This is a genomic window from Sphingomonas sp. 3-13AW (assembly GCF_049311085.1).
In the GTDB taxonomy this organism is placed as follows: Bacteria; Pseudomonadota; Alphaproteobacteria; order Sphingomonadales; family Sphingomonadaceae; genus Sphingomonas.
In genome coordinates this window covers 260,715-285,961 of sequence record NZ_JASNVZ010000003.1, presented here as the reverse complement: position 1 = coordinate 285,961, position 25,247 = coordinate 260,715, and the positions used below count along the sequence as shown (strand labels likewise).

Annotated in this window: 25 protein-coding genes and 1 tRNA gene; 12 read left to right on the top strand and 14 right to left on the bottom strand. The window is 69.7% G+C overall.

The genetic code is table 11. The features are described from left to right. Nucleotides 1-55: 55 nt before the first annotated feature. From QP045_RS06285 to QP045_RS06275, 3 genes are all read right to left on the bottom strand, one after another. Nucleotides 56-598: an MOSC domain-containing protein gene (locus QP045_RS06285; protein WP_422514110.1), complete on the bottom strand. Its 543-nt coding sequence runs from the start codon at nt 596-598 to the stop codon at nt 56-58. A gap of 84 nt (nt 599-682) precedes the next feature. Next, nucleotides 683-1,375 (bottom strand): RlmE family RNA methyltransferase, encoded by a 693-nt coding sequence (locus tag QP045_RS06280; RefSeq protein WP_422514109.1) that lies wholly within the window; start codon nt 1,373-1,375, stop codon nt 683-685. Continuing rightward, nucleotides 1,372-2,415 carry a Ppx/GppA phosphatase family protein gene (locus QP045_RS06275; protein ID WP_422514108.1) on the bottom strand — a complete coding sequence of 348 codons (1,044 nt, stop codon included), beginning with the start codon at nt 2,413-2,415 and terminating at the stop codon, nt 1,372-1,374. Before QP045_RS06275 ends, QP045_RS06280 begins: the two co-directional genes overlap by 4 nt. A 206-nt stretch (nt 2,416-2,621) precedes the next feature. On the opposite strand from QP045_RS06275, the gene QP045_RS06270 reads away from it, so the two are divergent. Next, nucleotides 2,622-2,695 (top strand) — tRNA-Gln (locus QP045_RS06270). A 132-nt stretch (nt 2,696-2,827) separates the two neighbouring features. On the opposite strand, the gene QP045_RS06265 is transcribed toward QP045_RS06270, so the two are convergent. Continuing rightward, nucleotides 2,828-3,958 (bottom strand): glycoside hydrolase family 26 protein, encoded by a 1,131-nt coding sequence (locus QP045_RS06265; protein ID WP_422514107.1) that lies wholly within the window; start codon nt 3,956-3,958, stop codon nt 2,828-2,830. A gap of 427 nt (nt 3,959-4,385) precedes the next feature. Here QP045_RS06265 and QP045_RS06260 point away from each other — a divergent pair, with 427 nt between their 5' ends. Then, a complete protein-coding gene (locus tag QP045_RS06260; protein ID WP_422514106.1) occupies nt 4,386-5,255 on the top strand; it encodes a PEP-CTERM sorting domain-containing protein in 870 nt (289 codons plus the stop codon). Between the two features lie 4 nt (nt 5,256-5,259). On the opposite strand, the gene QP045_RS06255 is transcribed toward QP045_RS06260, so the two are convergent. Next, nucleotides 5,260-5,817 carry a hypothetical protein gene (locus tag QP045_RS06255; protein WP_422514105.1) on the bottom strand — a complete coding sequence of 186 codons (558 nt, stop codon included), beginning with the start codon at nt 5,815-5,817 and terminating at the stop codon, nt 5,260-5,262. Nucleotides 5,818-5,882: 65 nt separating this feature from the next. On the opposite strand from QP045_RS06255, the gene QP045_RS06250 reads away from it, so the two are divergent. Together QP045_RS06250 and QP045_RS06245 are read left to right on the top strand one after the other, a co-directional pair. Then, entirely contained in the window at nt 5,883-6,554 is a 672-nt protein-coding gene (locus QP045_RS06250) for a glutathione S-transferase family protein (protein WP_422514104.1), read from the top strand. Between the two features lie 67 nt (nt 6,555-6,621). Next, the gene (locus QP045_RS06245) at nt 6,622-7,473 is read left to right on the top strand and encodes a glucose 1-dehydrogenase (protein WP_422514103.1); all 852 of its coding nucleotides are present in this window, start codon (nt 6,622-6,624) and stop codon (nt 7,471-7,473) included. Between the two features lie 48 nt (nt 7,474-7,521). Here the strand turns inward: QP045_RS06245 and QP045_RS06240 are convergent, their stop codons facing one another. Both QP045_RS06240 and QP045_RS06235 read right to left on the bottom strand, forming a co-directional pair. Then, nucleotides 7,522-8,139 (bottom strand): YbhB/YbcL family Raf kinase inhibitor-like protein, encoded by a 618-nt coding sequence (locus tag QP045_RS06240; protein WP_422514102.1) that lies wholly within the window; start codon nt 8,137-8,139, stop codon nt 7,522-7,524. A 561-nt stretch (nt 8,140-8,700) separates the two neighbouring features. Continuing rightward, nucleotides 8,701-9,255 carry a peroxiredoxin gene (locus QP045_RS06235; RefSeq protein WP_422514101.1) on the bottom strand — a complete coding sequence of 185 codons (555 nt, stop codon included), beginning with the start codon at nt 9,253-9,255 and terminating at the stop codon, nt 8,701-8,703. Nucleotides 9,256-9,378: 123 nt separating this feature from the next. Between QP045_RS06235 and hisN the strand changes: the two genes are divergently transcribed. Next, the gene (hisN, locus tag QP045_RS06230; RefSeq protein ID WP_422514100.1) at nt 9,379-10,164 is read left to right on the top strand and encodes a histidinol-phosphatase; all 786 of its coding nucleotides are present in this window, start codon (nt 9,379-9,381) and stop codon (nt 10,162-10,164) included. 21 nt (nt 10,165-10,185) lie between these two features. Here the strand turns inward: hisN and mscL are convergent, their stop codons facing one another. Beyond that, entirely contained in the window at nt 10,186-10,650 is a 465-nt protein-coding gene (gene mscL / locus QP045_RS06225) for a large conductance mechanosensitive channel protein MscL (RefSeq protein ID WP_422514099.1), read from the bottom strand. Nucleotides 10,651-10,731: 81 nt separating this feature from the next. Here mscL and QP045_RS06220 point away from each other — a divergent pair, with 81 nt between their 5' ends. From QP045_RS06220 to QP045_RS06205, 4 genes are read left to right on the top strand one after another with little or no spacing between them, the layout of a single operon-like run. Beyond that, on the top strand, nt 10,732-11,322 hold the full coding sequence (locus tag QP045_RS06220) for a LemA family protein (RefSeq protein WP_422514098.1): 591 nt from the start codon (nt 10,732-10,734) through the stop codon (nt 11,320-11,322). 8 nt (nt 11,323-11,330) lie between these two features. Beyond that, entirely contained in the window at nt 11,331-12,230 is a 900-nt protein-coding gene (locus QP045_RS06215; RefSeq protein WP_422514097.1) for a TPM domain-containing protein, read from the top strand. Next, a complete protein-coding gene (locus QP045_RS06210; RefSeq protein WP_422514096.1) occupies nt 12,230-12,901 on the top strand; it encodes a TPM domain-containing protein in 672 nt (223 codons plus the stop codon). The genes QP045_RS06215 and QP045_RS06210 overlap by 1 nt, the downstream gene beginning before the upstream one ends. Then, the gene (locus QP045_RS06205) at nt 12,898-13,434 is read left to right on the top strand and encodes an NUDIX hydrolase (RefSeq protein ID WP_422514095.1); all 537 of its coding nucleotides are present in this window, start codon (nt 12,898-12,900) and stop codon (nt 13,432-13,434) included. The genes QP045_RS06210 and QP045_RS06205 overlap by 4 nt, the downstream gene beginning before the upstream one ends. A gap of 37 nt (nt 13,435-13,471) precedes the next feature. On the opposite strand, the gene QP045_RS06200 is transcribed toward QP045_RS06205, so the two are convergent. From QP045_RS06200 to QP045_RS06190, 3 genes are all read right to left on the bottom strand, one after another. After that, a complete protein-coding gene (locus QP045_RS06200) occupies nt 13,472-13,753 on the bottom strand; it encodes an ETC complex I subunit (RefSeq protein WP_422514138.1) in 282 nt (93 codons plus the stop codon). Nucleotides 13,754-13,793: 40 nt separating this feature from the next. Then, complete coding sequence (gene hrpB / locus QP045_RS06195) at nt 13,794-16,301, bottom strand: ATP-dependent helicase HrpB (RefSeq protein WP_422514094.1); 2,508 nt, start codon at nt 16,299-16,301, stop codon at nt 13,794-13,796. Between the two features lie 78 nt (nt 16,302-16,379). After that, nucleotides 16,380-18,017: an FAD-dependent monooxygenase gene (locus tag QP045_RS06190; RefSeq protein ID WP_422514093.1), complete on the bottom strand. Its 1,638-nt coding sequence runs from the start codon at nt 18,015-18,017 to the stop codon at nt 16,380-16,382. Between the two features lie 118 nt (nt 18,018-18,135). Here QP045_RS06190 and QP045_RS06185 point away from each other — a divergent pair, with 118 nt between their 5' ends. From QP045_RS06185 to QP045_RS06175, 3 genes are all read left to right on the top strand, one after another. Next, entirely contained in the window at nt 18,136-19,221 is a 1,086-nt protein-coding gene (locus QP045_RS06185) for an anhydro-N-acetylmuramic acid kinase (RefSeq protein WP_422514092.1), read from the top strand. A gap of 157 nt (nt 19,222-19,378) precedes the next feature. Then, the gene (locus QP045_RS06180) at nt 19,379-20,371 is read left to right on the top strand and encodes an MBL fold metallo-hydrolase (RefSeq protein ID WP_422514091.1); all 993 of its coding nucleotides are present in this window, start codon (nt 19,379-19,381) and stop codon (nt 20,369-20,371) included. A gap of 74 nt (nt 20,372-20,445) precedes the next feature. Further along, on the top strand, nt 20,446-23,196 hold the full coding sequence (locus QP045_RS06175) for a TonB-dependent receptor (RefSeq protein WP_422514090.1): 2,751 nt from the start codon (nt 20,446-20,448) through the stop codon (nt 23,194-23,196). 42 nt (nt 23,197-23,238) lie between these two features. Here the strand turns inward: QP045_RS06175 and QP045_RS06170 are convergent, their stop codons facing one another. The 3 genes from QP045_RS06170 to map all read right to left on the bottom strand — a co-directional run bounded on the left by QP045_RS06170 (nt 23,239) and on the right by map (nt 25,246). Further along, complete coding sequence (locus tag QP045_RS06170) at nt 23,239-24,186, bottom strand: aspartyl protease family protein (RefSeq protein ID WP_422514089.1); 948 nt, start codon at nt 24,184-24,186, stop codon at nt 23,239-23,241. Nucleotides 24,187-24,263: 77 nt separating this feature from the next. Then, complete coding sequence (locus QP045_RS06165) at nt 24,264-24,395, bottom strand: hypothetical protein (protein ID WP_422514088.1); 132 nt, start codon at nt 24,393-24,395, stop codon at nt 24,264-24,266. A gap of 74 nt (nt 24,396-24,469) precedes the next feature. After that, the gene (gene map / locus QP045_RS06160; protein WP_422514087.1) at nt 24,470-25,246 is read right to left on the bottom strand and encodes a type I methionyl aminopeptidase; all 777 of its coding nucleotides are present in this window, start codon (nt 25,244-25,246) and stop codon (nt 24,470-24,472) included. Nucleotide 25,247: the final 1 nt, after the last annotated feature.

Below are 25,247 nucleotides of genomic sequence, written 5' to 3'. Positions count from 1 at the left end.
CGGCTTCAACGGCAAACGTCCGCTCGCCATCTATGTCAGCCCCGCTCCGGGCCGGTTATACCGGTTGCAGCGGCCGGTGCGGGGGCGGGGGCAGGGTGACCTCGATCGCGTCGCCCGGCCGGATCGCGCCTCCGGCGCGCACCACGCTCATGACGCCCGTCTTGCGGATCACCGCGCCGTCCGGCCCACGCCCGACGACGGCGGCAAGCAGGCCGGTCTGAAACCGCTCGATCTGGGAGCAGGGATTTCTGAGGCCGGTCACTTCCAGCACGACCTCGGCCCCGATCGCCAGCCGCGTGCCCGTCGGCAGGCCAAGCAGGTCGACACCGGTCGTCGTCACGTTCTCGCCCAGATCGCCGGGCCGGACCGCGAAGCCCTGTGCCTCGAGTTCCTGCAGCAGTTCGGAATGAATCAGATGGACCTGGCGCAGATTGGGCTCGTCAGGGTGGGTTTTGACACGCGACCGATGCTGTACCGTCACGCCCTGATGCGCGTCCCCTTCGATGCCCAGGCCGGCGAGGAGCTTCAGCTCCCCCGCCGGTTGCTTGGAGAAACGATGCGCCTCGTCCCGCGCAACCGCCAGCACTTGAGCGTTCATCGGTTCAGGCTCCCTGGGCAAGGACGAGAGGTGGGATCGTGGCGCAGGGGGGCGGCGGCGCCAGCCACTGCCCCCTTGGATGGTCTATTCGTCCGCCGTGTCTTCCGACGCGGTCTTTGCGCGGCCCTTGAACCCTTGCGCGATGACATACCATTCGGACGAACCCTTGCGGCTCGCCGGGGGCTTGGCGTGCTTCACGGTCTGGAAGTTGCGCTTGAGTTCGGCGATCAGGGCATTGTCCGCGCCGCCGGCCAGCGACTTGGCGACGAAGGCGCCGCCGGGACGCAGCACTTCGCAGGCGAACATCACGCCCGCTTCCACCAGCGCCATGGTGCGCAGGTGGTCGGTCTGGGGATGGCCGACGGTGTTCGCCGCCATGTCCGACATCACCAGGTCCGCCTCGCCGCCCAGCGCCTCGCGCAGCAGGTCGGGCGCGCTGTCGTCGAGGAAGTCGAGCTGGAGGATGGTGACGCCGTCGATCGGATCGACCGGCAGCAGATCGATGCCAACCACGGTCGCGGAGGGCGAGAGCTTGCGCACGACCTGCGCCCAGCCGCCCGGCGCGATGCCGAGGTCGACCACGCGCTTCACCCCGCGCAGCAGGTGGAAACGCTCGTTGAGCTCCAGCAGCTTGTAGGCGGCGCGGCTGCGATAGCCCTCTGCCTTGGCGCGCTTCACATAGGGGTCGTTGAGCTGCCGTTCGAGCCAGCGCGTCGACTGCGGCGTGCGGCCGCGGGCGGTGCGGACCCGCTGGCGTCCGGGAGGTGCGCCCCTCATGCGTAGCGTCCCTGCATCAGGCGGCGCAGAATGCCCTCGCGGATGCCGCGATCGGCAACCCCCAGGCGTTCGGCAGGCCACAGGTCGAGGATCGACTCCAGGATCGCACAGCCCGCGACCACCAGGTCGGCGCGCTCCGGGCCGATGCAGGCGACTCGCGCCCGGCCGGAAAGCTCGAGCCCGGCCAGCCGGCGGCTGACCTGGCGCATGGCGTCGGCGGGGACGATCAGGCCGTCGATCGCGGACCGGTCATAGCTGTCGAGACCGAGATGGACGCTGGCGAGCGTCGTCACCGTGCCGCTGGTGCCGAGCAGGCGGCGCTGCCCCTCTACCTGGGGCAGGCGGGCGGCGAAGGGCGCGAAGCTTTCGGATACGCAGGCGCGCATGGCCTCGAACGCGCCGCTTGCGATCGGGGCGGCGCGGCCGGCGCCCAGGCTTTCGGTCAGCGACACCACGCCCCAGGGGGTGCTGTGCCAGTCGACGACGCTGGGCACCGGGCCGGAGGTGTCGAGCAGCACCAGTTCGGTCGAGCCGCCGCCGATGTCGAACACCAGCGCCGGGCCGTCGCCGGGTTCGAGCAGCGCATGGCAGCCGAGCACGGCCAGCCGCGCCTCTTCCTCCGCCGAGATCACGTCCAGAAAGATACCGGTCTCCTCATGTACGCGCCGGATGAAGTCGGCGCCGTTGGTGGCCCGCCGGCACGCTTCGGTCGCGACCGCGCGCGACAGGGTGACGTTGCGTCGGCGCAGCTTGTCGGCGCAGATCTTGAGCGCCGCGATGGTACGGTCGATCGCGGCTTCGCTCAGCCGGCCGGTCGCCGCAAGTCCCTCTCCGAGTCGCACGATGCGCGAAAAGGCGTCGACGACCGCGAATCCGGAGCCCTGGGGCCGCGCGATCAGCAGCCGGCAGTTGTTGGTGCCAAGGTCCAGCGCCGCAAAGTGGCGCGCCTTCGGAAAGCGCGATTGCGCTGGTGCATGTGGTCCCGAACGGGCGGGGGACGTACCCCGCCGGTGCGGCAACCGGGCGGTCGAATCCCCCATGCCGTCACTTTCTTCTTATGTTCTGTTCCGTCACGGCGGAGATCCGCCGCTCGGTGCTTGGGGAAAAAGCTAGCGGAACCTTATGGCAACGGCAAGGCGAGGCTGATCGCCGGCTGTGGCAGGCTCCCCAGCCGCCGCCGGTGGCGCAATAGGGACTTGACCACCGCGAGGCCGCCGCTTAGAGGCCCGCTCCACCGCAGCGACGTTGCCCTGTCGTCTAATGGTAAGACCACGGACTCTGACTCCGTTAATTGAGGTTCGAATCCTCACGGGGCATCCAGCGCGGACCTTCCACATCGCAAGACTGCCTCGCCGGCCGGCACCTTTCGTGCGGTCGGCTGTCGTTCGTTTCCGGCGGCTGAGTCGCGGGAGATTCAGGCGAGCCGCCCCGCATGGGAGCGGCCCGCCTGGCTTATCGAGCGACGATCGGGATCGGGCCTGCCTTGGGCTTGGGGCCGAAGGTCGCCTTGAAGGTCGAGGCTGTGCGCGGATACTGACCGTGGCTGAGGTCGCCGCGGAAGTTGGAATTATTGTTCCAATAGGCGTGGTAGACGACGCGATGGGCGTCGAACCATTTCGAGGCCGACTGGATGTACGGACCTGCCGTGTCGGAGTTCACGCCCCATTCGGAATAGGCGGTGGGCTTGTTGTGCGCCTTTGCGAAGTCCTGGTGCCACTGGAGCCCCCACTTCTGTGTCACCATCGTGTTCCACGCCTTGGCGGGATCGGTGCCAAGCCAGCGGGTGTCCCAGTAGAAATCCATGCTGATGATGTCGACGACGTCATCGCCGGGATAGGCGGTGGTCGGGTCCATGCCGACATTGCCGACGTTGGGCGCCCATTCGAACACGAAGCGCTTGGGCGCGACCGAGCGGAAGGCCTGGACGAAGTGGCGGAACGCGCCCTTGTACTGCTCCGCCTTGCCGACGGCGGACCAGGGGAACCAGCCCTTGCCGTTGAATTCCCAGCCGACCCGCACGTTGATGTACGGATCGTTCGACGAGAAGTTCACCATGTTGCGCGCCAACGTCCGGTAATAGGAATCATAGCCGCCGCGTGCTGCCTCATCGAGGGTCGCGCCCTTCACGATGAGGGGGATCGACCAGAGGATGTCGCTGGTCTTTCCCTTGTAGCGGTTCGCCAGATAGCCGGGCGAATTCTGCCAGTCCGTCCAGTTTGCCGAGCCGCCGGCGAGGGTCACGCCGTCGACCGGGCGGCCCAGCCAGTTCTGATACTGGGTGAGCACCGCCGGATCATTGCCCAGCGCGACCGACTGCCGAACGGCCGTGGACGCCGTCGCCGTCGCGGTGACGGACGTGGTCGCCGCTGTCGTCCTGGATGTGGCGGCCGGGGAAGGGGTGGGTGTCGGCGCCGGCCGGGGTGTTGCCCAGCGCTTATAGGGGTTGGAGGCGCCGCTTTGTCGGGGCGCTACGACGGTGCCGGGGGTGCTGCTTTGCGGGGATGCGCCGGCTGCTGCCGCATGGACGGAGCCAAGGGCAAGCGCGACTATTCCGCCGCCCCCCAAGATGTGATGGAGCTTCATACAAGTCCTCGGACGCGGAACACCGGACGGCAGCACCAGGCCGGCCGAATCGCGTGTATCGGGAGTGGGAGATATAGTGCTGGAGTCTGGACACGCCCCGGTCATTTGCCGGGGTCGCGGGGCGGACATCTAAGCGAGACTCTGCTGGACTCACTGGGTCGCGTCTGCCTGCGAGGTGGGTAGGTGCAACAATTGTCGATGACAATCATACATCAGGAATGTTGCGGCGAAGTACGCTCGCAGCGGGGTAGAGCGATAGCGACTTCATAAACTACGTACGTGCCTGGAGATGGACTGCGGCGCACTTGCCGGCGTGCTTGCGCGGCGCTGTTTTGCGGGGCGCGTCTTGACCAGAGACAGGTGCGGTCGGCTAGGGGATTGCGGTTGATGCCATCGCCACGGACCGAGGGCGCATCGGGAGAGGAACTTGCAGATCAACCGCTGGATTGCCGCTGCTGCGGCCGCGCTCCTGGCGGGAGCAGCGCCTGCTTGCGCCGAGACCATCCTGTTCGTCGGCAACAGCTTTACCTTTGGCGCCAACTCCCCCGCGTGGAAATATCGCGCGGACGCGGTCACCGATCTCAACGGCGAGGGGATCGGCGGCGTCCCGGCGTTGTTCAAGCGCTTCACGGAGCAGGCGGGGCTCGAGTATCAGGTGTCGCTTGAGACCGCGGGCGGGCGCACGCTCAACTGGCATTGGGAGAACCGGCGCGACCGGCTGGACCGGGCCTGGGACCATGTCGTCCTGCAGGAATACAGCACGCTCGATCCGCAGCGGCCGGGCGACCCCGCCGGGTTGGTCGAGGGGGTGCGGCGCCTGTCGGCGCTGTTTGCGGCGCGCAATCCAAAGGTCGACCTGCGGCTGATGGCGACCTGGTCGCGACCGGACCTGGTGTTCCAGAAGCAGAGCCCGTGGCGCGGCAAGCCGATCGCGACGATGGCGAGGGAGTTGCGTGCGGCTTATGACCAGGCGGCCAAGGTGCGGCCGGGAACGCGGGTGCTGCCGGTGGGCGAGGGGTTCAACTGCGCGATTGCGCGCGGGGTCGCGGATGCCAACCCCTATGACGGCATCGCCTGGGACCAGGCGCCGCTCTGGTCCTACGACCAGTATCACGCGAGCGCGTACGGCTATTATCTGGAGGCGCTGATCGTGTTTGCAGAAGTCACCGGCCGCGACCCGCGGACGCTTGGGCGCGGCGAGACGGCGGCAACCGAGCTGGGCATCGGCGGCGACATGGCAGCGCGGCTGCAGACGGTGGCGTGGGAGGCGACGCGGCCGGGTACGACCTGCCGCTGACGCGTCAGGCGATCCGCTCGCGCTTGCGCTGGCGGACGGCGAGCCAGCCAAACGCGGCATAGACGCCCAGCGCCGGCCAGCCGCCGTCGGTGACGAACAGATAGGCGATGCCGATCGCGGCGCTTGCCGCCAGCAGCCCGACGCACCAGCGCGGTGGGAACTCGCGTGCGAGCAGCACCGTACCGGCGATGCTGAGGCCGAGCGCGTTGAGCGCCAGCCAGGCATAGGAAGCGGTCGCGCCGATCGAGCCGGCGAACGGCAGCTTCACCGTCGCATAACCGGTCATGGCATTGGGAAAGCTGTCGGCCGCGACGTGGAGGCCGATGCCCAGCGCAAGCCCGGCGGCCACCACCCGCCAGCGCGGCGGCCCCAGCAGGAGCAGCGCGGGCAGCAAGGGCCCGTGAGTCAGGATGCTTCGGTGCACCAGCCCGAGCGACAGATCGAGATCGGGCAGCGTCGTGCCGCTGATGCATGCAAGCAGTACCGCAACGGCACAGATCGCACGATGGCGCGACACTTCTGCCAGCAGGATAGCCCCTGCAAGCCACAGCACTGCCGTCATTCTATGTACCCGCCCTGCATCAAGCCCCTTCCGCCCGCGTGTTCGCCCGCCTAACAGCAAAAGCCATGTGGCAGCTCCTGCAATTTCCCCTGTGTCCCTTTTCCCGCAAGGTTCGCCTGCTCCTTTCCGAAAAGGGCATCGGCTATGAACCCGTGCGGGAATCGCCCTGGGCCCGGCGCGACGAGTTCCTCGACATGAACCCGGCCGGCCAGACCCCGGTGATGGTAGATGTCGAGCGCGGCGTAACGCTGATCGATTCCGCGGCGATCTGCGAATATTTTGAGGAAACCGTCGACAAGGCGGCGATGCTGAACGGCAGTGCGGCCGACCGCGCGGAAATTCGGCGGCTGGTCACCTGGTTCGACACGCATTTCTTCCGCGAGATTACCGGCCCCCTGCTGCTGGAGCGGATGGAGAAGCGGATCGTCCACCGGCTGCCGCCGGACACGCGGGCGCTGCGCGATGCAATGAAGGCGGCGGTCGAGCATCTCGACTATATCGACTATCTGCTCGATCACCGGGCGTGGCTGGGCGGGGCGACGATGAGCCTGGCCGACCTGGCGGCCGCGGCGCAGATCTCGGTTGCGGACTATCTGGGCGGCATCGACTGGAAGACGCATACGACGGCCAAGCGCTGGTATGTCGGGATGAAGAGCCGCCCGAGCTTCCGCCCTCTCCTCGCCGAGCGGATGGAGGGCGTGACGCCGCCGCCGGACTACGAAAAGCTCGACCTCTAGCCGACGCTTCAGGAACTTCGCGCGCGCTGCTCCCGTTCAAAGGCCATCCCCATGAAAGGCCTTCGCAATGAGTGACTTCGACCCGATGATCCATGAGGATGCGCTGCCCGGCCACGAGAGCGGGATGGACGACAAGCCCGACTGGCAGCCGCGCTATCCCGGCTCCGGGCGGCTGAAGGACAAGGTCGCGATCGTCACCGGCGCAGACAGCGGCATCGGCCGTGCAGTCGCCGCGCTCTATGCGCGCGAGGGCGCGGACGTGGCGATCGTCTATCTGTGCGAGCATGACGATGCCGAGAAGACCGCCGAGATCGTGCGGGGCGAGGGCCGGCGCGCGCTCACCATCGCCGGCGACATCGGCGAAAAGGCCTTCTGCGAGCAGGCCGTTGCCAAGGTGATCGCGGAGTTCGGCAAGCTCGACGTGCTGGTGAACAACGCCGGCGAGCAGCATGCCGACAAGGAAATCACCGACATCACCGAGGAGCAGCTGCGCCGCACCTTCCAGACCAACATCTTCGGGATGTTCTTCCTGGTGCAGGCGGCGATGCCGCACCTGAAGCCGGGCGCGGCGATCGTGAACTGCACCTCCGTCACCATGTACCAGGGGTCGAAGGAGCTGCTGGACTATTCGTCCACCAAGGGGGCGATCACCGCCTTCACCCGCAGCCTGTCCGAAAACCTGATCGAAAAGGGCATCCGCGTGAATGCGGTGGCGCCGGGCCCGATCTGGACGCCGCTCAACCCGTCCGGTGGCGCGACGCCCGAAAAGCTCGAGAGCTTCGGCGAGAGCACGCCGATGGGCCGCCGCGGCGAGCCCAATGAAGTGGCGCCGTCGTTCCTGTTCCTGGCGTGCGAGGATGCGAGCTACATGTCGGGGCAGGTGCTGCACCCGAACGGCGGGACCATCGTCAACGGCTGATCCGGCCGAGGCCCGAAGGGACCGCGCCGTATCCCTTCGGGCAACTGGTCAGGCGGGGACCGCCGTTCCGACCGGGCCGATGTCGGCCGGTTCGTCGCGCGAATAGGTGCCGGTCAGCAGGCCGGCTGCGAGCACGCGCCCGGCCATCGCATCGATGACCGCGCCGCGGCCCGGCGTGGGAGCGGGATCCTCGCCCGGGCCGAGCGCAAAGAGCTGAAAGACATAGCGGTGCTCACCATGGCCGCTGGGTGGATCGGGCGGCAGCCAGCCTTCGCGCAGATAGCTGTTGCGGCCGACGTCGCTGCCGTCGAGCGCGCCGTCGCCATCGGCCTGGATCGCGCCTTCGCGCAACTGGTCGGTGGTCGGCGGCATGCCCCAGACGATGGCGTGGACCAGCGGCTGTGCGGCGGGCGCGTCCGGATCCTCGACCAGCAGCACCAGCGATTCGGTGCCCTCCGGCACGCCCGTCCAGTAGAGCGGCGGCGAGACGCCGGCGCCGTCGGCGGTGAAGCGTTCCGGCAGGCGGACGCCGTCGGCAAAGGCGGGGCTCGCGAGATTCAGCGCCGTGAACTCGCCCAGCGCCGGGTCCACGATGGTGAGCTTGCTCGCGCCGGCACGGACATCGTGCAGGAGCGCTCCGAGCCAGCGTGGTAGATGTTCGAGCATCCTAACTCCTCTTGCTGCTTGCCCCTTGGACAACCGCTCAGCGTCGGCTTGGCTCCGCCGGCGCCCGCAATCCTAGGGTTCGTTACACGTGCAGAACAAGTGGCATGTCAGTTGAGACCGGCTTGCTGTCGGGTCAGGCGATGCCGCCGGTGAAGGGCACGCTGGTCGCGACGATCACCACGGCGGTGGTGGCGAAGGAGGCGAGGACGAGAAGGAAAGAGCGCATGTCTGTGTCTCCGAGTGTGGAGATGCCGTCCCGGTCAGGCGACCGGGACAACCGATGCGGCGGAGCTGATCATCAGTGCTGCGAAAGCGACCGAAGCAACGAGCGAGGCGACGCTGAACTGCAGAGTCTGGAGGCGAGTCGACATGGTAGAAAGTCCCTGGTCTCGCGGCTTCCGGACCATCCGGCTGCCGATGCCAGTTACTTTGCAGGTGTCGTGCCAGTTTCTTAAGTGACGGAAAACAGGGGATCTTTAAATCTCAGACCTGCCGAGGTGGTAAATTCCACCACAAGCTTGCGGCGCAATCCGCCACACCTCGGCGCCAAATCTTACCGCCTCAGCTGCGGCCGCCACCATGCTGCCGATGCCAGGCCTGAACCGCGGCGAGCGTGCGCTGGACATGCTCGAGCGGGCTGGAGTCGTCGTGCGCGAAGAGGATGCGCCCATCGGGTGCGATCACATAGCTGGTCCGGCTGGTCGTGGTGCGCCCGGAACCGGCGCCGCCGCTCGCGACATCGAAGCCGCGGATGACCCGCGGCGTGGCACTCGCCACCGCGAACTTTCCCGCGCAATGCTGGGCCGAGAAGGCCTCCAGCTTGTCGAGCGGGTCTGCGGACATGCCGATCACGGTCGCGCCGGCCGCGCGGAAATCGTCGACCGCCTCTGCAAAGGCGCGCGCCTCGGCATTGCAGCCGCCGGTGAAGGCGGCGGGGAAGAAGTAGAGCACCACCGGCCCCTTGCGCAGCTGCGAGCGCAGGTTGAGCGTGAAGGGCTTGCCGGCGATGGCGCCCTTGGCGACGAAGTCGGGCGCCTTGGCCCCGGGGGCGAGCGCGGCCCCGGCCGGGGTGGCGAACGGCAGCAGCAACGAGGCAATCAGCAGCATCGGACGCATGGTCGAACTCCCGCAGGATTTTCACAAGCGTAGCGCGCGCCCGGGCGTCCGTCACGCGACTTGACGTGGGCGCCGTGCTGCTTCGTGGTTGGCGGGGGCGGATGCCCCGTCTAGGGTCGGGACATGCCCGTATCCCAGACCGACATCGACCTCGCCCTGCGCCTTGCGGATGCCGCCGGCGCCGCGATCCGCCCCCGTTTCCGCGCGGAATTCGGGCTGGAGACCAAGGAAGATGCCTCGCCCGTGACGCTGGCCGACAAGGAAGCGGAGGCGGCGATGCGCCGGCTGCTGATCGCCGAGCGGCCGATGGACGGCATCCTGGGCGAGGAGGAGGGGGAGCGCGCCGGCACCAGCGGGCGGCAGTGGGTGCTGGACCCGATCGACGGCACCCGCGCCTTCATCGCCGGGCGCCCGATCTTTGGCACGCTGATCGCGCTGGTCGACAACGGCTGGCCGGTATTGGGCATCATCGACCAGCCGATCCTGCGCGAGCGCTGGCTGGGCGTCGTCGGCCGGCAGACCACCCTCAACGGGCAGGAGGCGCATACCCGCCGCTGCCGCGACCTGGCCGACGCGCTGCTGGCGACGACCTCGCCGGCGCTGTTCACGGACGATCAGCTCCACGCGTTCGAGCATGTCGATGCCGGCGTGCGCAGCACCGTGCTGGGCGGCGACTGCTATAATTACGCGTGCCTGGCCTCCGGCCACCTCGACGTGGTGATCGAGGCGGGGCTGAAGCTCCACGACTTCGCCGCCCTGGTGCCGGTGGTCGAAGGGGCCGGCGGGCGGATGTGCGACTGGGCGGGCGACCCGCTGCACGCCGCCAGCAACGGCGAGGTCATTGCGGCCGGGGATCCCGCGCGGATCGAGGAACTGGTCGAGACGCTCGCCTGCCGCGGCGGGCACTGAGGCCAGCGCCCACCCCTGTCTTCAGACGGTCTGCGACGGCGTCTTTCCCGCGCGCAGCTCGTCGCGAATCTCGCGCAGCAGTGCGATCTCGGCGGCTTCGGCGGCGGTTTCCGCCTCCTTACCCTCGTGCACGACCGAGATCGCGCGGTTCACGAACTTGATCAGCAGGAAGACGATGAAGGCGAGGATCAGGAAGTTGATCACCACGCTCACGAACTGGCCATAGCCGAACAGCGGCACGCCCGCCGCCTTGAGCGCCGCATAATTATCGGGCGAGCCGGTGTAGGTCGCCGGGATCGGGCCCAGGCGGATGAAGTAGCTGGAGAAGTCGAAGCCGCCGAACAGCCAGCCGATCACCGGCATGATGAGGTCGTCGGTCAGCGACTTGGTGATGGTCGCAAAGGCGGCGCCGATGATGACGCCGACAGCCAGATCGAGCACGTTTCCGCGTGCCACGAACGTGCGGAATTCCTGCAACAGCGTCATCCATGCCTCCTGTTCGATTGCCCTTCGCGGAGCGAGCGTGCGCCGCTACATAGGGATATACCAAGGCTTAAGGAGAAGGTGATGCGCTTTCGGACGATGCTGGCAATGCTCGGTGCGGGTTTGCTCGCCGCCTGCGGGGTGAACAGCATCCCGACCGCCGAGGAGAATGTGAACGCGAAGTGGGGCGAGGTGCAGAACCAGTACCAGCGCCGCGCCGACCTGGTCCCCAATCTGGTTGCGACCGTGAAGGGCTATGCCTCGCACGAGTCGGGCACGCTGGAGCGGGTGACCGAGGCACGCGCGCGGGCGACCTCGATCAACATCACCACCAACGACCTGTCGGATCCGGCGACCTTCGAGCGGTTCAGCCAGGCGCAGAACCAGCTGACCCAGGCGCTGGGCCAGCTGCGCACCGTGGTGGAAGCCTATCCGCAGCTGACCGCCAACCAGAATTTCATGGCATTGCAGAGCCAGCTGGAAGGCACCGAGAACCGCATCGCCATCGCGCGGCGCGATTATAACGAGGCGGTGCAGGCCTATAACACCCGCATCCGGACCTTCCCGGACGCGATCGGCGCACGCGTCTTCTATGGCGCCAAGCCCAAGATCCCGTTCCAGGCACAGCCGGGCGCCGAGACCGCACCTACGGTCAACTTCGGCAACGGTAGCTGAGCCGGGCCATGGCGCTGCTGCGGCTGCTGCTGGCGACGCTGCTCGCGTGCGGGCTGACGGCCGCTCCTGCACAGGCGCAGGACTTTCCCAAGTTCACCGGTTTCGTGGTGGACGCGGCGAACGTCCTGTCGCCCGAGCAGGAGGCGGCGCTGACCCAGAAGCTCGACCAGCTTCAGCAGAAGACCAACCACCAGCTGGTGGTGGCGACGGTGCCCGACCTGCAGGGCTATGCGATCGATGACTATGGCTATCGGCTGGGCCGCGCCTGGGGCGTCGGGCTGAAGGATGCCGACAATGGCGCGATCCTGCTGGTCGCGCCCAACGAGCGCAAGGTGCGGGTCGAGGTCGGCTATGGGCTGGAACCCGTGCTGACCGACGCTTTCTCCAGCCTTGTCGTCAACAACACGATCCTGCCGCGGTTCAAGGCCGGCGACCTGCCGGGCGGCATCATCGCGGGCGCCGATGCCCTGGCGGCGCAATTGTCGCTGCCGGATGCGGATGCCGAGGCACGCGCCAAGGCGGCCGCGGCGGAATATGACCGCACCCATGCGACCGCGGCGCGGGGCGGCAACGGCGGCGGCAGCCACCTGGCCCTGGTGTTCTGGGGCATGGTGCTGCTGTTCGTGCTGCTGTCGATGCTGCGCGGGCGCGGCGGTGCCAAGGGGCGCAGACGGCGCTATCGCGGACGCGGCAGCCGCAGTGGCGGTGGTGTCGACGCCAACTGGCCGATCATCCTGTGGACGATCGCGAACGAGATCGGACGCAGCGCGCGCGACGACGACGACGACGGCGGCGGTTGGGGCGGCTTTGGCGGCGGTGGCGGTTCCGGCGGCGGCTGGGGCGGCGGCGGCTTTGGCGGCGGCGGCGGTGGGTCGTTCGGCGGCGGCGGCGCTTCGGGGAGCTGGTAATGCATCTGACGGAACAGGATCACGCGGTCGTCACCGAGGCCGTGGCCGCGGCCGAGCGCAACACCGATGGCGAGATCGTGACGGTCGTCGCGGGACAGTCCGACAGTTACCTCGACGTGGCGATGCACTGGGCGGTGCTGGCGATGCTGTTGGTGCTGGCGCTGCTGTCGGTGTGGCCGGGCATCGCGGCCGCACTGTATGAGCGGGTGTTCGACCCGTGGACGCAGGTGGTGCACCCCAGCGTGCTGCTGCTGATCGCGCTGGTGCTGCAGGTGCTGGTGTTCCTGGTGGTGCGGCTGCTGCTGACCCTTCCGCAGGTGCGGCTGGCGGTGACGCCGGGCGCCACCAAGACGCGGCGGGTGCGCAGGCGTGCCATGGGCCTGTTCCGCACCGCGGCCGAGAAGCGCACCCGCGGCCGTACCGGGGTGCTGCTCTATCTGTCGCTGGCCGAACACCGTGCCGAGCTGATCGCGGACGAGGCCATCCACGCCAAGGTCGCGCCCGAAGTATGGGGCGAGGTGATGGCCGCGCTGGTCGGCGCCGTGCGCGAGGGCCGGGTCGCCGACGGCATGGCCCAGGCGGTGGCGCAGGTGGGGGTGGTGCTCGCCGAGCACTTCCCGCGCAGCGCCGATGACGTCAACGAACTCCCGGACCGGTTGATCGAACTATGACCAAGGACGCCGAGCTCCCCGTCGAGACGATGTGGGAGGGCAAGTATATCGTCGCCAAGAAGCAGGGCAGCTGGGAATATGTCGCCCGCGCCCGCGGCATCGAGGCGGCGGTGATCCTGGCGGTGGACGACGAGGGCTGCGTGCTGCTGGTCGATCAGTTCCGCATGCCGCTGGGCAGGCGCTGCCTGGAGCTGCCCGCCGGACTGGTCGGCGACGATGTCGCAGGCGAAAGTGTCGCGATCGCGGCGGCGCGCGAGCTGGAAGAGGAGACGGGCTACCATCCCGGCCGAATCGAGTCGTTCGGGACCTTCCACTCCTCACCCGGCATGGTCAGCGAGGGCTTCACGCTGATGCGCGCCACCCGGCTGGTGAAGACCGGGCCGGGGGGCGGCGTCGACGGCGAGGACATCGTCGTCCACCGCGTTCCCCTGAAGGAGGTGGGCGCGTTCGTCGCTGCCAAGCGCGCCGAGGGCATGGCGATCGACGTGAAGCTGCTGCTGCTGCTCGGCGCCGGCATCCTGGCCGCGGCCTAGCCCCGGCCAGGCCGCGATCCGGCCGAGGGCGGAGCGCTTAGCGGAAGTTGTCGGCGTAGGCCTGAAGCTTGAGCTTGCGCTCTGGCGCCGGGATCACGTGATAGGTGATGCCGTGCTTGTCGGCATAGGCCTGCGCGGCCTCTGCGGTCGGGAAGGTCAGGCGGACCTGGTCGCGGGTGTCGACAGAGCCTGCCCAGCCAGTCAGCGGATCGGCGAACTTGGGTTCGGTGGACTCGAACTCCAGGACCCAGATATTGGTCCGCGCGCGGCCGGACTGGGTGGAATTCTTGGGACGCTGATAGATACGGGCGGACGGCACAAGCTTCTCCACGCGGGAATGGGGTTTGTTGGCAAACGCTCTAACGCCCCTCGCGGCGGCGTGCATCCGCATTTTTGGTGCGCAGCGTCGCGGAGGCCGAGGCAGGGTCCTCGGGCCAGGGGTGGCGGGGATAGCGGCCGCGCATTTCCTTGGCGACCGCGGCCCAGCTGCCGGCCCAGAAGCCGGGCAGGTCGCGGGTCGTCTGGATCGGGCGGCCGGCAGGGGAAGTGAGGCTCAGCACCAGCGGCACCGCGCCTCCGGCGACGGTCGGGTGGCGGGCGAGGCCGAACAGCGCCTGCGGGCGAAGCTCGACCCGGGGACCGCCCTCCGCACCATAGTCGATCGCGTGGGTCGAGCCCGCCGGACTCTCGAAGCGGGCGGGGGCGAGGCGGCGGACCGCCTGCATCGCGTCCCATCCGGCGAGCGACTCGAGCGCCTGGACCAGCGCGGACGGCGCGATCGCGTCGAGGCGGCGCTTGCCCGAGAGGAGCGGCGGCAGCCATTCGTCGAGCCGGTCGAGCAGCACCGCGTCCGACAAGGGATCGTCGATCCCGCCCATCTCGGCCGCGAACCGCGCGCGGGCGCGGAGCGCAGCGGCATCGTCCCCCCAGGGCAGGAGGGCGAGGCCGTGGTTGCGGACGCCCTCGAGCAGCGCCCCCTCGATCTCGGCCGCGGACGCGGCGCTGTCGGGGCCGGAGCTCAGCCGCAGCGCGCCGAGCGCGCGGGCGCGGACCGCGCTGATCGCGCCGGTGGCGGGATCGAAGGCGACATCGCGGCGCACGGCGATGCGATCCCCGAACAGCGATTCGATGGTGGAAAGGTCGAGCGCGGCGGCCGAGAGGATGCGCGCGCCCGAGGCCGCGCCCTGGGTTTCGGCGACCGCGAGCCATTCGGCACTGGCGAGCGGCGAGGTCGGGTCGAGGCGGAAGCCGCGACCGCCCACGCTTGCCCAATGCTCACCGCTGGCGTCGCGGCGGCGGGCGACGCGGTCTGGAAAGGCGAGCGCGACGCAGGTGGCGAGCGCCTGGGGATCGCGATCGGCAGGCGGCGCGGCGGGGACGAGCCGGGCCCAGCGCTGGGCCATGCGGCGACCGGCTTCGGCGCGCTGGCCGCGCTCGGTGCGCCAGCGGCGGTGGCGCAGTTCGAGGTCGGCGTCTTGGCCGCCGAGGCCGCGCTCGCCCAGCAGCACCGCGACTTCGGCCGCAACCTGGGCGAGGCCGCGCTCGCCGGCGCGGACCAGCATGTGGCCGAGCCGCGGGGGCAGCGGCAGGGACGCGATCACCGCGCCGTGCGGGGTCGGCCGCCCGTCGGCGTCGATCGCCTCCAGCGTGGTGAGGCGTGCCTTCGCCTCGGCTACGGCGGCGGGCGAGGGGGGATCGAGCCAGCGCAGCGTGGTGGGATCGGCGACGCCCCAGCGCGCGCAGTCGAGAACCAGCGCCGACAGGTCCGCCTCCAGGATCTCGGGCGGGTCGAAGCGCGGCAGGCCAGCGGTGGCGGCGGCCTCCCACAGGCGATAGGCGACGCCGGGGCGCTGGCGCGCGGCACGACCGGCGCGCTGGGTGACGGCGGCCTGGCTGGCACGCTCGGTCACCAGCCGGGTCATGCCGGCGGCACGATCGTAGCGCGGGCGGCGGGCGAGGCCGGAGTCGACCACGGTCGAGATGCCGTCGAGGGTGAGCGACGTCTCGGCAATCGAGGTCGCGAGGACGAGCTTGCGGCGCCCTTGCGGATCGGGGGCGATGGCGGCGCGCTGCTGGGCGGGCTCGAGACTGCCGTGCAGGCGGTGGAGGACGATGTCGGGGCCGAGGCCCTCCAGCCGTTCGGCGGTGCGCTCGATCTCCCCTACGCCGGGCAGGAAGGCGAGGACGCCGCCGTCGGTATCGGCAAGCGCGGTGCGGATGGCGCGGGCCATGCTGTCCTCGATCCGCTGTCCGGCGGCGCGGCCGAGGTGGCGGAGTTCGAGGGGGTGGCTGCGGCCTTCGCTTTCCACCACCGACGCGTCGTCGAGCAGGCGGGCGAAGCGGGCACCGTCGAGGGTCGCCGACATGGCGACGATGCGCAGGTCGGGGCGCAACCCGGCCTGGGCGTCGAGCGCGAGGGCGAGGCCGAAGTCGCTGTCGAGACTGCGTTCGTGGACTTCGTCGAACAGAACGGCCGAGATGCCGGCGAGTTCGGGATCCGCCTGGATACGGGCGACGAAAATGCCCTCGGTCACCACCGTCACGCGGGTTTCGGCCGAGCGGCGGCTGTCCATGCGGGTGGCATAGCCGAAGGTGCGGCCTACGGGCTCGCCGGCAAGTGCTGCCATGCGTTCGGCAGCGGCGCGGGCGGCGATGCGGCGGGGCGAGAGGAGCAGGATCTCGCCGGTGCACCAGGCTTCCCCCAGCAGCGCAGGGGCGACGGCGGTGGTCTTGCCGGCGCCGGGCGGGGCGACGAGCACGACGCTGCTGCGGCTGGCCAGGTGGCCGAGCAGATCGGGCAGGACGGCGTGGATCGGCAGGGTCATCGCGGCGGAAGGTTCGTCTAAGGTGAGGCCAAGGCGCGGCATTGCGCGGGCTGCGCCACAGGGCAGCGTGGCGCCTCCATGCCATGGTTCCGGCCGGTAGGACAGCGCGGGCAGGCGGGATCAGTGGGGGGCGACACCCAGGCGGCGGAGGAAGGTGGTGCAGCCGGGGAGGTCGATGCTGTCGCTGCGCCAGGCGACGACGCCGTCGGGGCGGACCAGGAGCAGCGCCTGTGCGTCTTCGGCGGTGAGGCCGTAGCGCTCGAACAGGTCGGCGCGCTCGAGCCGTTCGACCGACCCATGCGCGCCCACCGTCAGCCGCGCGAGCAGATGGGTGGCGACCCGCTCCCCCGAAAGCCGCGCGAGCGCGTCGGCGAGGGCGCCGGCCTCGGTCGGCGAAAGATGTCGGTGGGACAGGGCAAGGACATGGAAGCGATAGCCCGACAGCAGGTCGAACAGGTCGCGGTGCCGGGTCAGCTGCGCATTGGGCGCGCGTTCGCCGGGGCGGGGGGAAGGCCCCTTCGCGCATTCGGCGACGGCGGGGTTGGGAAAATAGGCGATGTCGATCTGGGCGAACTTGCGAAAGGCGCGGTCCTGGACGACGTCGAGCGCGGAGGCCGGGCCGACCAGCATGGGCGCGAGCGCGTCGCGCAGCCACGCCCGCCAGCCGACCTGGCCGGCGGCCGCGCTGAAAATGCGGTTGGTGAAGCGCAGCACGTCCTGCGCCACGGGCAGGCGTTCGGCGCCATAGCTGTCGAGGAGCGCGTCCGGCGCGCCCCCGCGCAGCACCGAAACGAGCTTCCAGGCGAGGTTGGCGGCATCCTGCAGCCCGGTGTTCATGCCCTGGCCGCCGGCGGGCGAGTGGATGTGGGCGGCATCCCCCGCGACGAACACGGGCCCGACCCGATAGCGATCGACCACTCGGTGATGGCTGCGAAAGCGCGTCAGCCATTGCGGTTGCGAGAGGGTGACGGGAAGGCAGCTCGCCTCCTGGAAGGCATCCTGAAGCTCGGCGAGGCTGAGGTCGGGGGCGGCGTGCTCGTCGGGATCGGCGCGCAGGTCGGTCGTCATGACCCGCGACATGCTGCCGCCGTCGAGCGGGAAATAGAGGCCGATGCGGTCGGCGTGGACGAAGACGCGGAAGCGATCATGCCCGAGCGGCCAGTCGACCGCGACGTCGCCCAACAGGAAGTTCTGCGGATAGGGCGCGCCTTCGAACCGCAGGTCGAGCGCGTGGCGGATGATGCTGTGCGCGCCGTCCGCGCCGATCACGTAGCGGGCGTGGAGGGTGGTGGCGACGCCGGTCGCATCCTGCGCCTTTACCCGCACGCCATCGGCATCGGCGGAAAGGCCGGTGACCTCCACCTCGCGCTCCACCGCCAGCCAGCCCTCGTCCAGCGCGTCGAGCAGCACCGCCTCGGTCTCTGCCTGGGGCAGCATCAGGATGAAGCGATAGGGCGTGTCGGGGGCGCTCGCCTGATCGAAGTCGAGCCCGCCGATCCATTCGCCCGAGACGTGGAAGCCGATGCTGCTGTTGATGACGCCGCGCTGGAGCAGCGCGTCGGCGAGTCCGAGGCTGGCGAACAGCTCCAGCGTTCGTGCCGAGACGGCAAAGGCGCGGGACTCGCGGCTGGGCTGGGCATTGCGGTCGACGATGCGGACGTCGATCCCCTGTCGTCGCAGCAGCAGCGCCGCCATGAGCCCGGTGGGTCCTGCACCCACCACCAGCACTTCGCACCGATCGCCGTCCGACATGGTCATGCCTCCACGCTGGCATCGCCCGGCGCGCTGTGCTTTGGATTGGCCAGCAGCGCCGCGCCGCACACGCTATCGCGGGTCGCGTCGCGCGGCGAGCGGCGATTTCGGGGGAGAGCGGGCAATGCGCGTGCTGGGGTATATGAGCGGCACTTCGCTGGACGGTGTCGATGCCGCGATCCTGGAGACGGACGGCGAGAGGATCGCCGGGTTCGGCCCCGCGCTGATGCTGCCGTTCAACGCCGAGGAACGGCGGGTGCTGGAGCAGGCGACCGCGGATGCGGTGGCAAGCGACGGACGCGGCCCGCGCCCGGCGAGCTTTGCCGAGGCCGAGCGGGTGATCCACGACGTCCATGTCCGCGCCGCGCGCGAATTGCTGGCGCAGCCCGACGCCGGCACGATCGAGCTGGTCGGCTTTCACGGCCAGACGGTGCTGCACCGGCCCGAGCGCAAGCTGTCGATCCAGCTGGGCGATCCCGATGCGCTGGCGGTGGCGCTGGGGGTGCCGGTGGTCGCGGACCTACGCCAGGCGGACCTGGCGGCGGGCGGGCAGGGCGCGCCGCTGGCCCCGATCTATCACGCGGCGCTGGCCGACTGGGCCGGGTGCGCGCGGCCGGTCGCGTTCCTGAACATCGGCGGGGTCGCCAATGTGACCGTCATCGGCCGCGACGGCAGCCTTGCGGCGTTCGACGTGGGACCGGGCAACGGGCTGATCGACCAGCTGGTGCAGGCGCGGGGCCTTGGCCGCTATGACGAGGGCGGGCGCGTGGCGGCGGCGGGGACGGTCGATCGCGCCGTGGTCGATCGGCTGATGGAGTCGCCCTATTTCACCCGCACGGGGGCCAAGTCGCTCGACCGCTATGACTTTCCGCTCGATGCGGTGGCCGCGCTGTCGGACGCCGATGCGGCAGCGACGCTGACGGCGTTCACGGTCGCGGCGGTGGTGGCGAGCCGCGCGCAGCTGGACGAGCCGCCCGCGCAGTGGATCGTGTGCGGCGGCGGGCGCCACAATCCGGTGATGATGGCGATGCTGGCGGATGCGCTGGGCCGGGCCGATTCATCGGACACGCTGGGGATGCGCGGCGACTTCATCGAGGCAGAGGCCTTTGCCTATCTGGCGGCGCGGTCGGTGCGCGGGCTGCCGATTTCCTTCCCCGGCACCACCGGTGCGCCCGAGCCGATGACCGGCGGGGTGCTCTATCGGGGGTAGGTGCCGGAGCGGACCGCGTTTTTCCGGTGAACTCCCGCGGCGTTCGGCGGTTCACCGATCGCCACCGAGCGACGAGGTGACTGTGACCCAAGCTGTTCCACAAGTTGCTGCGCCGCTGCGCGCCCCTGTGCCCAGGCGGGCCGGGCGGGAGGGCTGAATGGCGCGCAACCGCTATTACCAGGGGCCGCCGAGCGACCATTTCGACGGGACGCGCTTCTTCAACCCGGGCATGCCGTCTGGCGATCGCGGCCTGCCCGACGTGCTGCGGTGGAAGATCAACGAGCGGCCGGCCGCGTGGCCGCAGTCGGTGCCGGTGACGCAGACCGTCCCCGAACCGCGCGTCCACGGGCTGTGCGTCACCGCGGTCGGCCATGCCACGCTGCTGATCCAGGCGGCCGGCATCAACCTGCTCACCGACCCGGTATGGTCGGAGCGGGCGAGCCCCTTTTCCTTTGCGGGGCCAAAGCGGGTGACGGCGCCGGGGATCGCGTTTGACGCACTGCCGCCGATCGACGCGGTGCTGCTGTCGCACAATCATTACGACCATCTCGACATGGCGACGCTGCGCCGGCTGCATGCGCGCGACGAGCCGCTGATGGTGATGCCGCTCGGCAACGACACGATCGTGCGCAAGGGCGTGCCGGGGGCGAACACCGTGGCGGGCGACTGGGGCGAGCGGATCGCGCTGCCCGGCGGGGCGGTGACGACGCTGGTGCCGGCCAACCACTGGTCGGCGCGCGGCACCGGCGACCGGCGCATGGCCCTGTGGGCGGGGCACTGGATCGATACGCCGGCGGGCAGCGTCTATTTCGCCGGGGACAGCGGCTGGTGCGGGGGCGACATTTTTCGTGACATCGCTGCCGCGCATGGCTCCCCCGACGTCGCGCTGCTGCCGATCGGGGCCTATGCGCCGCGCTGGTTCATGGCGCCGCAGCACGCCGATCCGGACGAGGCGGTGGCGATGTTCGAGGTGCTGGGCGCCCGCCACGCGCTGGGCATCCACTGGGGCACGTTCCAGCTTACCGACGAAGCGCGCGAGGAGCCGGTGATGCGGCTGGCCGCGGCGCTGGACGCGCGCGGGATCGCCCCGGAACGATTCATCGCAGCGACACCTGGGGAAACTTATTCCTTCGCACCCGTGATGGCGTGAAACTTCTGCGACAATTGGTCGCTAACGCCCATCGCTGAAGTGAACGCGCGGGGTCGCGCGGGTGGGAGAGATGAATGCGTCCGATGTCGAAGGCAGCATGGTTGCTGCTGGGTGTGGCCAGTCCTGCGCTTGCAGCAGCGCAAACGGATCCGGTTCCGGCCCAGACGACACCGGAGGATCCCGGTGATTCCGGTCCGCCGGAAATCGTGGAAGAGGAAACCGAGGGTACCGAGATCGTCGTCACGGGCCGCGCGCAGCCCGGAACCGTCCCCGGCGACATCGCGCCCGAGATCCAGCTGTCGCCGGCCGACATCCGTTCCTATGGCGTGAGCTCGGTCGCCGAGCTGCTGGAGGAACTGGCGCCGCAGACCGGCAGCGGCCGGGGCCGCGACGGCGGCGGCGCGCCGGTGGTGCTGGTGAACGGCAGGCGGACCGCGGGCTTCCAGGAAATTCGCGACCTTCCGACCGAGGCGATCCTGCGCGTCGACATCCTGCCCGAGGAAGCCGCGCTCAAGTTCGGTTTCCGCGCGGACCAGCGCGTGGTGAACTTCGTGCTGCGGCCCCGTTTCCGCAGCATCACGGCCGAGCTCAATGACCGCATTCCGACGGCCGGGGGCAGCAACCAGTTCAAGGCGGAAACCGGGCTCACCCGGATCAACGACAGCGGCCGGCTGAACGTGAACCTGCAGGCGGAGACGGTGTCGAAGCTGCTGGAGAGCGAGCGCGACATCACCCCGCTGACGAACCCGCGGCGCCCGTTCGACCTGGTCGGGAACATCACCGGCGAGGGCGGCGGCCAGATCGACCCGGCGCTGACCGCGCTCGTCGGCCGCCCCGTGACCGAAGCCGGGGTGCCGGTCGGCATCGCGAACCCGACGCTGGCCGATTATGCGGCGACCGCCGGCATCCTCAACGTCACCGACACGACGCCCTTCCGCTCGCTGGTGCCGTCCAGCAACCGGGTGACGGGCAATGCGGTCTACAGCACCAGCATCTTTGGCAATGTCGCGGCGACGGGCACGGTGCGGCTGGAGCATGCCGAGACCAATGCGCTGCTGGGCCTGCCCGGCGTCACGCTGAACGTGCCGGGGGGAAGCCCGTTCTCCCCCTTCACCAACGACATCAGCCTCTATCGCTTTGCCGATACCGATCCGCTGGAGCGCAACAACCGCAGCTGGTCGGGCAACGCCACCGCCGCCTTCAACGGCGATGTCGGCCGGTGGCGCTGGTCGCTCAACACCAGCTACCAGCGCGACGAATCGCGCACCACGACCGAGCGCGGGCTGGACATCACCAGCCTGCAGGACGCGATCAACGCGGGCGATCCGACCGCGAGCCCGTTCGGCCCGCTCGACCTCTATGCCCGCACCGCCGACCGCGCGAAGGCGGTGACGCAGGTCGCGACGATCGACGCGCTGGCGGCCGGCACCCTGTTCGAGCTGCCGGCGGGCCCGGCGGCGGCGAGCCTGCGCGTGCGAGGCAACACCACCGACCTGCGCAGCGATTCGGTGCGGTCCGGCATCGCCCAGCTGGTCGACATCGGCCGCGACAGCGGCACCGCGCGCGGCAACATCGACCTGCCGATCTCCAGCCGGTCGCGCGACGTGCTGGGGTTCCTGGGCAACCTGTCGCTGAACGGCAATGCCGAGGTGGAGCAGCTGTCCGACTTCGGAACGCTCACCACACTGGGCTATGGGCTCAACTGGCAGCCGGTCGATCCCGTGCGGCTGCTGGTATCGGTGACGCATGAGGAAGGCGCGCCGACGCCGCAGCAGCTGGGCAACCCGGTGCTGGTGACGCCCAACGTCCGCGTCTTTGACTATGTGCGTGGCGAGACGGTGGACGTGACCCAGCTGGAGGGCGGCAACCCCAATCTGCGGGGCGACAGCCGGCGGGTGTTCAAGGCGGGCCTGAACCTGCGGCCGATCCGCGACACCGACCTTACCCTGACCGCCGATTACGTGGCGAGCCGGATCAAGAACCCGGTGTCGAGCTTCCCGGCGGCGACGGCGGAGATCGAAGATGCATTCCCCGACCGCTTCGAACGCGGCGAAGACGGCACGCTGCTGCGTGTCGATGCGCGGCCGGTGAACTTCGCCCGCTCCAACCGCAGCCAGCTGCGCTGGGGGTTCAACTTCTCCAAGCCGGTGGTGACCGAGCGGCAGCGCCAGGAAGAGGCGGCGCGCGCCGCCCGGCGTGCCGAGCGCGAGGCGGCGGAAGCGGCCGGGACGGCGCCGCCGCGTGGCCAGGGCGAAGGTCGCGGGCCAGGTGCCGGTGCGGGGCGTCCGGGCGGGGGCGGCGGCTGGGGCGGTCGCGGCGGTCGTGGTGGCGGCGGGTCCGGTGGCCGACTGCAGTTCGCGGCCTATCACACCTGGCAGTTCGAAAACACGATCCTGATCCGTGAGGGCCTGCCCGAGCTCGACCTTTTGAACGGATCGGCGTCCGGCAGCCGGGGCGGGCAGGCGCGCCACCAGATCCAGCTGCAGGGCGGCTATGTCGTCAACGGCCTGGGCGCGCGCGTCAGCGCCAACTGGCAGAGCGCGACGCGAGTCAATGGCGGCGCGACCGGCAACGACCAGCTGCGCTTCGGCTCGCTGGCGACCGCGAACCTGCGGCTGTTCGCCAACCTGGGCCAGCAACCCGACCTGGTGCGCGACAATCCGTGGCTGCGTGGCACCCGCGTGACGCTGTCGGTGGACAACATCTTCAACCAGCGACAGGAGGTGCGCAACGCGCAGGGAGTGGTGCCGCTGAGCTATCAGGGCGGGTTCCTCGATCCGCTCGGCCGGACGGTGCGGCTGAGCGTGCGCAAGCTGTTCTTCTGATCCCGCGGCGGGCGGCCCCTTCGAGGGGCCGCCCGTTTCGGTTCAGCGGCCGAAGCCGCGGGCGCCGGCCTGCGTGTCGCGCGGGAGCTTGAGGACGATGGTGCGGTTGGCAAAGTCGATGTCGACCGACCGGAACAGCCGCAACGCGTTCATGCCGAGCAGGAGTGCGGGCCGGTCGGTGAGCCCGAACTTGTGAAAGGGGGCGACGTCGGCGATCACCACGGGGACGCCCAGGAAGCTGACGCCGCCGATCTCCAGCCGATCCAGCCGGTAGCTGTCCGCCGGGATGGGGGCGCCGGTGACCGCGATCATCGTCACGCTGCCCAGATTGGGGGGCGGTCGCTGGCCGAGCCGCAGCAGCGCGGCGTTGCCGATGGTGAGCGGCGAGCCGGTGTCGAGCACCACCGCGATCTTGTGGTTGCGCCAGCGTGCGTCGGTGACGATCAGCTGGCCGTAGAGCGACCGGGCGACGACGACGATCTCGTCCCGGCGCGGCGGCGGGCGGCGGCGCTTGCGCGAGGGGACCAGCGTCATCGTGTCGCGATCGAAATCGATCGCCACCTTGTGCCCCTGCAGCGCGTCGATGCCGAGCATCCCGATCGCGCCCAGATTGGCGCGCGTGAACACCGGCGCCTCAATCTCTCCGATCGCGATCGAACCGACCTGCAGGTCCGGCACCCGCGCCGTGGGGGCGGGCGCGGTACCCGCCATCGTCGTCACGCGGCGCATCGGCCCGCGCGGCAGGTCGAGGCGCTGGGCAAGCTCGATCGACAGCACCGTGCGTTCGGAGCCGGTGTCGATCACGAAGGGCCAGGGGCTACCGTCCGCGATCGACACGGGGACGGTCATGCGCAGGTCCGCCTCGGTAATCGCCAGCTGGTCGATCACCCCCTCTGGCGGTGGTTCGACCGGGGCGGGCAGAGGGCTGGGATCCGGGAACGCCTGTTGCGCACCCGCAGGCGCGGCCACGAGCGCCGCGACGGCCAGCATCCTCCTCCACATGACAGCGCAGGCTGCGCCTGTTCCGGGGGGACCGCAAGCCGGCGTGTGGATGTCGCGAATGTTGGTCAGTCGCCGTGCATAAAGCCGCCAGAGACGAACAGAGTTGCGACGAACGCAACAAACAGCACCACTGCCAGGGCAAAGCCAGCTGCGTAGAAACCAGACCGGCTACTTGGCGGACGATAGCCATCGCTCATACGGATGACGCTACACCATCGCTCAACGTCCGCAAATGGAGCGTTCCCCCACTCACGGCGCACGCGCCTAAGGCCTAGTTCCGGCGGGCGGGGGGTGTCTCGTCGGTGCGCAGGGTCAGGACCTCGACGCCGGTCGCGGTGACGGCGACGGTGTGTTCGAACTGGGCCGAGAGCTTGCCGTCGTCGGTCACCACCGTCCATCCGTCGTCGGCCGTGGAGACGCGGCGCGTGCCCTGGTTGATCATCGGCTCGATGGTGAAGGTCATGCCCTCGCGCAGCGTCGCGCCGGTGCCGGGGCGGCCGAAGTTGAGGACCGACGGCTCCTCGTGCATCTCGCGGCCGATGCCGTGGCCGCAATATTCGCGCACGACGGAATAGCCGTTCTTCCTGGCATGGCGCTCGATCGCGGCGCCGACGTCGCCCAGATGCGCGCCGGGGCGGACCTGGCGGATGCCCTGCCACATCGCCTCCTGCGCCACGCGCACGAGCCGGCGGGCAGCAGGCGCGACGGTGCCGACCATGTAGGTCTTGCTGGAATCGGCGATGAAGCCGTTTTTTTCGAGCGTGATGTCGAGGTTGATGATGTCGCCGTCGCGGATGATCGTGTCGGCGTCCGGCACGCCGTGGCAGACGACCTCGTTGATCGAGCAGTTCAGGACGAACTTGAAGCCGTACTGGCCCTTGCTGGCGGGGCGGGCGCCGAGATCCTCGGTAATGAAGCGCTCGACGAGGTCGTTGACCGCAAGCGTGGACATGCCGGCCAGCTCCTGGCGATCGAGCATTTCGAACACCGACGCGAGCAGCCGGCCCGAAATGCGCATCAGGGCGATCTCGTCGGGGGTCTTCACCATC